The organism is Ferruginibacter sp. (genome assembly GCF_014377975.1).
Classification (GTDB): Bacteria; Bacteroidota; Bacteroidia; order Chitinophagales; family Chitinophagaceae; genus Ferruginibacter.
In genome coordinates this window covers 1-9,496 of record NZ_JACMOO010000394.1, presented here as the reverse complement: position 1 = coordinate 9,496, position 9,496 = coordinate 1, and the positions used below count along the sequence as shown (strand labels likewise).

At 37.7% G+C, this 9,496-nt stretch carries 7 protein-coding genes; 3 read left to right on the top strand and 4 right to left on the bottom strand.

All coding sequences use genetic code 11. The features are described 5' to 3' along the window. Positions 1–180 (top strand): hypothetical protein (locus H7254_RS19455; RefSeq protein ID WP_301934559.1); only part of this gene is annotated, 180 nt, incomplete at its 5' end. 93 nt (positions 181–273) lie between these two features. On the opposite strand, the gene H7254_RS19450 is transcribed toward H7254_RS19455, so the two are convergent. Next, positions 274–1,152, bottom strand: a complete 879-nt coding sequence (locus H7254_RS19450; protein WP_301934558.1) for a DUF2279 domain-containing protein — start codon at positions 1,150–1,152, stop codon at positions 274–276. Between the two features lie 100 nt (positions 1,153–1,252). Then, the gene (locus H7254_RS19445) at positions 1,253–4,444 is read right to left on the bottom strand and encodes an efflux RND transporter permease subunit (protein ID WP_301934557.1); all 3,192 of its coding nucleotides are present in this window, start codon (positions 4,442–4,444) and stop codon (positions 1,253–1,255) included. On the opposite strand from H7254_RS19445, the gene H7254_RS19440 reads away from it, so the two are divergent. After that, positions 4,444–4,647 carry a hypothetical protein gene (locus H7254_RS19440; RefSeq protein WP_301934556.1) on the top strand — a complete coding sequence of 68 codons (204 nt, stop codon included), beginning with the start codon at positions 4,444–4,446 and terminating at the stop codon, positions 4,645–4,647. The two genes, H7254_RS19445 and H7254_RS19440, sit on opposite strands and share 1 nt — an antisense overlap. Positions 4,648–4,701: 54 nt before the next feature. Here H7254_RS19440 and H7254_RS19435 read toward each other — a convergent pair whose 3' ends face one another. Further along, the gene (locus H7254_RS19435; protein ID WP_301934555.1) at positions 4,702–5,658 is read right to left on the bottom strand and encodes an efflux RND transporter periplasmic adaptor subunit; all 957 of its coding nucleotides are present in this window, start codon (positions 5,656–5,658) and stop codon (positions 4,702–4,704) included. A gap of 178 nt (positions 5,659–5,836) precedes the next feature. Continuing rightward, a complete protein-coding gene (locus H7254_RS19430; RefSeq protein WP_301934554.1) occupies positions 5,837–7,117 on the bottom strand; it encodes a TolC family protein in 1,281 nt (426 codons plus the stop codon). A gap of 855 nt (positions 7,118–7,972) precedes the next feature. Between H7254_RS19430 and H7254_RS19425 the strand changes: the two genes are divergently transcribed. Beyond that, the coding region (locus H7254_RS19425; protein ID WP_301934553.1) for an efflux RND transporter permease subunit at positions 7,973–9,496 on the top strand (1,524 nt) is incomplete at its 3' end.

Genomic DNA, 9,496 nt, shown 5'->3' with positions numbered 1-9,496 from the left:
TTACGCAGCAGTGGCAGAGAGGGATCTGCAATTACAGATGCACTGATTTCATTTGGCACTGATGTAAGCTGGCAGAAGAGTGTTACAAATTACGCCGGCAAGTATGCTTTACAGGTAGAAAAAGATTACCAGGAATTTTGTAAAGCATTTGATAAAGGGTATTTTAATTCAACAAATTAGAGGAGTACCCTTTGGTAAGATATTAAGGCACATCTCACTTATTGCAATATTTTGTACCGAAAAAAATATCACAACAATACAGTTTCAAAAATATTAAAAATAAAACCAATGAAACTGTCCTTTTGATAAAGTATTCCATTCAAAAGCGGGAGCCGGCATTTTTACAAAACGATTAAGTTTAAAAAGTGTATTGGCAGACGGGGCAATACCTTTAATGCGATAGAGGTCTGCATCAAAAGCAAGATAGAACTGGCGGTACCTTTCAAAGGAGGGAACAGCTTTTCCATTAATTTCTTTTGGATTCTTTACGGCTCCAATCATACCTTCCCCACCATAACCTGCCGAAAGGTTTAGCCATTGGGGAAACTGACTTGTTTGAGGTAAAAAAGAAGCAATATTTAATGAGAGCCAGTAAGTTTGACCATTATAATCTTTTAACATTTTTTGCGGCAAATTTCTACCAAGTTCACCTGGGTTATAATGTGGGAAAATAGTAGCATGGTAAGAATATTTTAAGCTGATCCGTTGTTGTCCCCACATTAATTGCTGACCATCAAAAAGAAGACAGCCCGCAATATTGGCCAACATATCGCCTTTTGAAAAACCCCATTTAACAGAATGTCCGTCCATTATTTCAATCATGGTCATAAAGGCTAAGGCAGAAAATGACCCTATAAAAGCGGCCTGCCCGGATTTTACACCGGCCCATCTTAATATATCATTTTGTGCAACTGAAATATTATAGGCGGTAGTAGCATGCCCTGCTTTATCCATGCTCAACCATTCATTATTATCATTAAAAAAGTGAAAAGAACTACGTGGAAATTTTTTATACCAAAGATAATTTAACCAGGCAGTGACAGCCGCTCCGGCGATTGCTTCTGTAACAATTATGCCCTTTATCCTTTGTGGGTTATAGTTTACTGAAGGTTTAAAAAAAGACTGCTGCGCATAGGAGTTTACACCTGCCAACAGGAAACAACTGATTATAAAAAAAAATTTTTTGAAAGTTGCCTTATCCAAAATAATATGCTTGCTGTGAATTGTACTTATGTTACTTTAAAAATGAACCCTAATTATTTTTTTCTGGTTGATCGTCTGTAACAGGGGTTTCCACATGTTTTGTATCGAAATTTCTATATGCCCAGCCAAAAATCAATGGAAAAACCCATAATGAAAAAATCATGGCACATAAGATGCCGCCAATTACTACTCTAGCTAATGGCCTTGAACTTTCTGAACCTATACCATGAGAAACTGCGGCTGGCAATAAACCAATGGCAGCCATCATTGCCGTCATCATCACGGGCCGTATCCTTGATTTTACCCCCAGTTTAATGCCATTGTACAAATAGGCCGACTGCCCTTTCATTTTTTGAAGATTTTGTTTAAATACAGAAATCAATAATACACCATCCTGGATACAAATACCAAAAAGAGCAATAAAACCAATACCGGCGGATATACTAAAATTGGTTCCGGTAATATATAACGCCATAATACCTCCTACAATTGCAAAGGGAACATTTAAAAAAACTAATAATGCGTCTTTAAAATTTCCAAACATGGTAAACAACAAAAGAAATATCATTAAAAGACTAACAGGAACTACCTGCATCAATCTTTTTTCCGCTCTTTGCTGGTTTTCAAAATCCCCCTGCCATTCCATTCGGTAACCTCTTTTCAATTGCACAGCCTTATTTACTTTTTCCTGAGCTTCTTTAATAGTACTACCCATGTCTCTGTCGCGGATAGAAAACTTCAAAGTAGAATAACGTTCATTGTCATCTCTAAAGATCAGGCAGGCGCCCGTTTTCTGAGTTATATTGGCAATCTCCTTTATCGGAACTTTACTGCCACTTTGCGTTGGAACCAGCAGGTTGCCAATATCATCCGAATTTTGCCTGAATTGTTCCGGCAGGCGAATACGGATATCAAAAATTTTAATTCCTTCATACAAGGAAGATGCTGCAATGCCGCCAATTGCCATTGCTACTACTGCGTTGGCATCGGCAGTTGCCACACCATATAGCGCCATTTTTTGTTGATCAAAATTTACATCCAATTCAGGCTGGCCTACATTATAAATTATTCCCAGGTCAGCAATACCTTTTACATTTTTCAAAATTTTATTTATTTCTCCTACTTTTTGCTCCATATAATTAAGTGAGTCCCCATATACTTTTACACAAATAGATCCCTTAACGCCACTTACTGCCTCTTCCACATTATCCATAATTGGTTGAGAAAAATTAAGGTCTACACCTGGTATAACGGATAACTTTTCATTCATTTTTTCTATCAATTCATCTTTCGACATAGCAGGTTTCCACTCTGCTTGAGGATACAACATAACAGAAAATTCATTATTATAAAAGCCCGCAACATCGGTGCCGTCATCGGGTCTTCCTGTTTGTGATACGGCATATTTTACCTGCGGAAACTGAATTAATATTTTTCTTGCCTGGGTAGCTATTTCCTTCGATTTTTCGAGCGAAATGCTGTAGGGTGCCTGAACCCTTAACCAGATAGAACCTTCATCCAGTTCTGGCAAAAATTCGCTCCCTAAAAATTTAAACGAAAATATTCCCAACACCATCACAATCAATGAAAATATAACTACTATTTCTTTTCTTTTGTAAGCCCCGGCAAAACCTTTTAGCATAAAACCTGTGAGGTGATGAACAAAAGGATTGTGTTTTTCATGTACGTTTTTACGAAGCAGGATGCTTATCAAAACAGGCACCAGCGTAAGTGTAGTAATTAATGCACCCAGCAATGCAAAACCCAGTGTGTAGGCCAAAGGGGAAAACATTTTTCCTTCTACTTTTTCAAATGCAAACACAGGTAGTAGGCCGGTTATGATAATCAACTTTGCAAAGAATACAGCCTTACCTAATTGAGCTCCATTTTTTCTAATGAGTCCAAGTTTGGCCAATTTATTAAACCTGTCCATCCCAACCTCCATCGCTTTGTGGTCGAGTATAACAAACATCCCTTCTACCATTACTACTGCACCATCGATGATGATACCAAAATCCACTGCACCCAATGATAATAAATTTGCCGACATACCCATTAAATGCAGGCAGATAAACGAGAATAATAAAGCTATAGGAATGATGATAGATACAATTAAGGTAGTGCGCCAGTTAAACATAAACAACGAAACCAGCAGCGTTACCAACAGTATCCCCTCCACCAAATTGTGCATCACCGTGTGTGTGGCAAACTCAATTAAATCAGATCTATCATAATAAGGAACAATTTTAGTATCCTGTGGTAGTATATAATTGTTTAGTTTATCCACTTTTAACTTTATCGCATCCAATACTTCAGTAGGATTAGCACCCTTACGCATTACGATAATGGCTTCTACCACATCTTCTTCATCTGTTATTCGTCTTGTTCCAGTTGAATCAATTAATCCATCGGCTCTTGCAACCCAACCTAGTCGAGGTAAATTAGAAATTGAAACTTCCGCTACATCTTTCACTAAAACTGGTACACCGTTGCTATTGGTAACTACGATATTTTTTATTTCGTTGATATCGTTTAATAAACCAATCCCCCTTACAACAAAAGCCTGGTTATTTTGAATAATCATATCGCCACCAATATTGATATTGGTTTTTTGCACAGCAGTAAAAATATCTAAAGGAGTTATATTGAGCGTAGTTAATTTTCCAGGATCTACCTGTATTTCAAAGGTTTTTGTTTTACCACCAAAAGAGGTAATATCACCTATGCCTGGTACGGAACGAAGTTGCCTGTCTACCACCCAATCCTGCATGGTTTTTAATTCCCTGACATCCCTTATTTTACTGCGCAAAGTATACCTGAAAATTTCTCCGGTAGGGCCTGTGGGTGGTTGTACAGAAGCTAGTATTCCTGTAGGCAACGTTGCATTTCCCAGCAGGTTCATCACCTGCTGCCTGGCTTCTGCATCTTTAACCCCATCATTAAAAATCAATTTGATATAGCTTAAACCAAAAATGTTGGTAGAGCGTAAACTGGTTTTATTTTGAACAGGTGCCAATGCAAGCTCAATGGGGATGGTAATAAATTTTTCTACTTCTTCAGCACTTCTACCGGGCCATTGGGTGATAACGCTTATCTCCGTATTGGTAACATCGGGGAACGCTTCAATAGGCATATTTTTAAACGTGATGATACCGCCAATAATTAGCAGTACAGCACAAAAAATAATGAAGTATCTGTTCTTTAAAGAAAATCCGATAATGCTTCTCAAAAACTTGTTCATTGAAAAAATTTACTTTAATTTCCTGCATTTCCTGCTGGTTACAATACCAGCAAAGCGCAATGGCTATTTTTATAATACTGTCTACAGTTTTTTGCCCGGAAGGCTTTGGTGCTATGTCCTTTAACTTCGGGTTTAAAATACCTTACCCGTTTCCTTTTGCCAAACAACAGCACGTTAGTTTACCTGGCAGGATTGTTTTATAATGCTTTTTTCAAAATCGATTTTCATCTGGCTATTTAAAAAATATACACGAGGTTTTATTCATTCAATGCCCCATATATCTGCAAAGCCTGCGAACTGATTAATATATCACCCGGAAGAACCCCGCCTTTTATAAATACTATGCTGCCATTAATGCTGATGATATCAACAGGCGTTATTTGCACATCACTCTTATTTTTATATAAAAGCACATAATACTGACTATGGTCAAAAATAAGAGAGCTGCTGTTGATGGAAACAGCATTTTTATTTTCACTATTATTAACCATTACAGTAGCAAACATTTGCGGCTTTAAAATATAATCCGGGTTACTCAGCACTACCCTCATTTTCATTACCCGGTTGGCAGGGTCAAGCACATTCATTAGTTTGTCAATCTTTCCCTTAAAGATTCTGTCCGGATAAGAAATTGTGCTCACTTCTACTGCATCACCCTGATGTACCTTTCCAATATTGGCTTCGTAAACGTTGGCCTGTACCCACACTTCTTTAAGGTCGGAAACAGTAAATAAACTGTTGCCATTGTCACTCCGTATAGCCATGCCGTTGGTAATATTTTTTTGCACTATAAAGCCACTGATAGGACTTTTTATTAAATATTCGCCCTGCAGGTTATTTCCGTTAATACTTAAAATACGTTGCGCAGCAACCTTTGAAGCCTCGGCCTGCTCGCTGGCAACTTCTGCATTGGTAACATCCACTTGCGACGCAAGCCCACTTTTATATAATTCCCTTTGTTGCTGCAATAATCTTTTAGTAAGAAGAACATTTGTTTCTGTATTGATAAGGGCTGAATTGTAATTGGCTATTTCAGAACTTTTAACAACGCCCAGTGTTTGTCCTGCCTTTACATAATCGCCCAGCATTACTTTTATATCCTGCACATTACCGCTTACCAATGGAAAAATTCCTGCTACCTTATCCGTATTAAAATCTATTACTCCGTTAAACCGGATGGAATTGGTGAGCGTAGAAACTTTTACAGTATCCATAACCAGTATTTTCATCAGTGAATCAGGAATAATATATTGTTCCCTTTTTATTGCCGGAGAATTTTCTTTTGACGTACAAGAAAAAAGTAAACAAACCGTTGCAATGAAAAATGAGGTGATTATAATTTGCGGAAATAGTTTTCTGAACATAAAATAGTATTGTGTTTACCCGGAAAATTTATTGATTAAAAATGTTGGTACCAGTTGTAAAATTTAATTGTTCAAACTGGCTGACAAGGCTGAAGCGCAAGTTATTTAACTGTACTACATTTTGTTTAAAGGAATCATAGAAATCTATAAACTCTAACAGTGTAATATTGCGGCGCTCATAGTTTTGGGTAACTTCCGAAATGAATGTATTTAATTTTTTTTCAAATCCCGGATCAAAACTATTTAATAATCTTTCGGCCCGTACAGCACCCAGGTATGCATTGGCCACCTGGCTTTCAATGCCATCCTGCGTTGCATTCACCTGCACTTTTGCACCTGCAACAATTGCATCGGCCTGTTTGATATATCCCTGGTTACGATTGAAAACCGGTACGCTGATACCAAAACCAATATTATTATAGTTTTTTACAAAACTTCCCAATCTGTCATATCCGGCCGAAAGCGTTATATCTGGCACCGCCAGGGCTTTTTGCAAACTTAGGTTTTGCTGACTTTGGATAAGGGCAGATTTAGCCATTTTCAGGTCATACCTGTTTAGATAAGCACTATCTACCAACGACTGATACGATACATTCTGAACGATATTTTTAGGTGTTTCATCTATCGTTGCAAGCGGTACAATATACCCATACGCCTTTGCCCTGATTAATAATTTAAATTCACTTTGTACATCGTCAATGGTACCTTGCAGGCTAACCAACTCGGCTTGTAAAGTGTAGAGTTGAGATTTGATGCGCATCAATTCTTTCAGTGCAATATTTCCCTTGGGTACCTGTTCTTCAAATGCCGCTGTAGTCTTTTGCAATGACTGAATTTCTATATTATACACTCTCTGTATTTGCTCCAGATAATAGATATTATAAAAGTCATTTCTTAAAGTGTACCTCAATGTTCGTAAGATGTCGTAAAATTGATACTCTGTAATTTGTACACCCGTTTTGGCTAACTGTATTGCTTTGTTTCTTTTACCTGCAGTTTTTATCAACTGACTATATTGTAAACCTATTTCCCTGTTATCATTGCTAAAGTCGAAAAACTTCTTAGTAACAGGTTGATAAAAACTGGTGGCAAAACCAAACTCCGGGTTGTCATACAATTTAGCTGTAATAATATTTGCCCTGGCACTATCAATACTATATTTCTGAGCTAGAAGTTGTAAGTTATTTTTTCTAAATAATTCTTCAGCTTGTGGCAATGAAATAGTAAGGGAATCTACTTTTTGCTGTGCCGGTAAAAGTTGTGTGAAACAATTAAAGCAAATAAAAAAGACTAAAAAACGCTTGTACACCTATTGAAATATTTTAAATGAAATGCAAACATACAGCCGTATTTAATTAGTACCTATTGATTTAAGTTAAGCGAGGGTTAAGAGTATTTTGTATTTTTTTTTAAACAAAAAATAAAATTCTTGTAGCGTCAGCATCTCTTTAAACAAAATTCATACGCTGATTCCAACAATCATAAGCAAGAAATGTCCACAATAAAAAGAGCAACTTTTTTACTCTTCTGAAAATAAAAATATCTGCATTAAGGAAAAATTATAAATTTTTAATTCAACCAATAAATAGTTAATTAAATACAGTTAACAAGTCAAAACAATAGGAAACGTTATATTTGACTACTTGATAAAATTAGCCTCCATATTTTTTCTGGTTATTTTCTGCGTGTATTCGTTCACGTTTAAAACCCATTATTGTTACAATAAAGATGGTTCGCGTTTTCATGGCAATTGCAAAATACATGCAACCAATGCTAACTTAGCAAGCTTGCTCAGTACTACATTTCAGCCACAAGAATTTGAATGCCACAATGTTCAGCTGGAAAAACAATACCAACAGGCGAATTATTACAACAACTTTGAAACTGGTGTATTCATCTTACCAGCTGCCATAAAGCTTCCGCTGGTTGTTGCTATGTCCGAAAGTCTCGCTATCCCGATGTTTTCTTGCCGGGGTGGACCGCCATCACCAACCTTATCTTTACGTGGGCCTCCTTTGGGCTAATTCCTCTTTACTACAACAGACATTCCGTCTAATTTGGTTAGGGGATATTGTGTTTTAACCCAAGTGTTATTCATTGTGCTGTTCGGTTTTTCATGCCTTTGCATGTTGTAGCTGTTTCCTGCATTTAACAAAGGAATCCCATGTTAGAATTAGCGTTTAAAAATAAATACCTGGTCATTGTATTGTCGCTGTTGATAGCTGTAATCAGCTTTGTGGTCATACAAAGGTTGCCTGTTGACATTCTCCCAAACTACAAAACATCTGCCGTTCAAATACTTACTTTATACCCTGGCATGCCTGCCCAGGTAATGGAAACTGATATTACCAGTCGTATAGAACGGTGGACAGGTCAGGCCAGCGGCATACAAAGGCAAGAAAGTAAAAGTCTGATTGGCGTAAGCATTGTAAAAGATATTTTTGAGGAAGGCATTGATCCTAATACTGCCTTATCACAGGTTACATCCCTGGCCATGTCCGATCTATATTATTTACCTCCCGGTACGGTACCACCCATGGTTATGCCGTACGATCCCACGGCATCAACACCTTTGGCTATGCTGGCTGTTAGCAGTGATAGCCTTTCTGAAAAAGAATTGTATGACATCGCCTATTTTCAATTGCGTAACCTGCTAGGTTCAGTAAAAGGCATAATAGCACCAGCCGTATTTGGTGGTAAGTTACGCCGCATCTACATGTATGTGCATCCCGAAAAACTGCAGGCGTATGGGCTTTCGCAAACCGATGTGGTAGAAGCAGTGCAAAAGAACAACGTGATGATACCTACCGGTGATGTGAACATCGGTAATATGAACTATAGCGTAAATGCCAATGGCATGCTGCCAAAAGTAGACGATTTTAATAACATCGTTATTAAAATGGGCAAAGACGGAGCACCCATTTTTTTGAAGGATATCGGTTATGCAAAAGATGCAAGTGCCATCCAGACTAATATGGTGCACATTAATGGAAAAAGACAGGTGTACATCCCGATTTATAAACGCACAGGAGCAAATACCATTGCAGCCGTTGATGCCGTAAAAGGCAAATTGAAAGATCTAAAAACCCGGTTGCCACAATCGGTGAACTTAGATGTGATCCTTGACCAATCAACTTATGTACGGCATTCTATCAGCGGCCTTTTAAAAGAAGGTACAATTGGTTTGATACTGGTTTCCATAGCATTGCTGTTGTTTCTTGGCAACCTCCGCTCTACTTTTATTGTTGCCTTAAGTATACCGCTTTCGATAATGTTTGCCTTTATTGGCCTCTATTTTACAGGCGATACTATTAATAGTATGACCTTGGGTGGCATTGCGCTGGCCATCGGATTATTAGTGGATGACAGTATTGTGGTACTTGAAAATATCGACAAACATTTAAACATGGGAAAAACATCAGAGCAGGCTGCCTTTGATGGTGCAAAAGAAGTGGCATTGCCGGTACTGGTTACCACGCTTACTATCATCATCGTTTTCTTTCCCATTATTTTTCTTACAGGTATCTCCAAATATCTATTTACACCATTGGCCATTACGGTTTCGTTGGCAATGATTGGTTCCCGTTTTTTCTCTATGACCCTGGTGCCAATTATGGCGGCCGCATTTTTCAAAGGTCATAAGATGAATGATAAACCAAAAGGATTTTTGGGCAAATTTCAAAAAGGT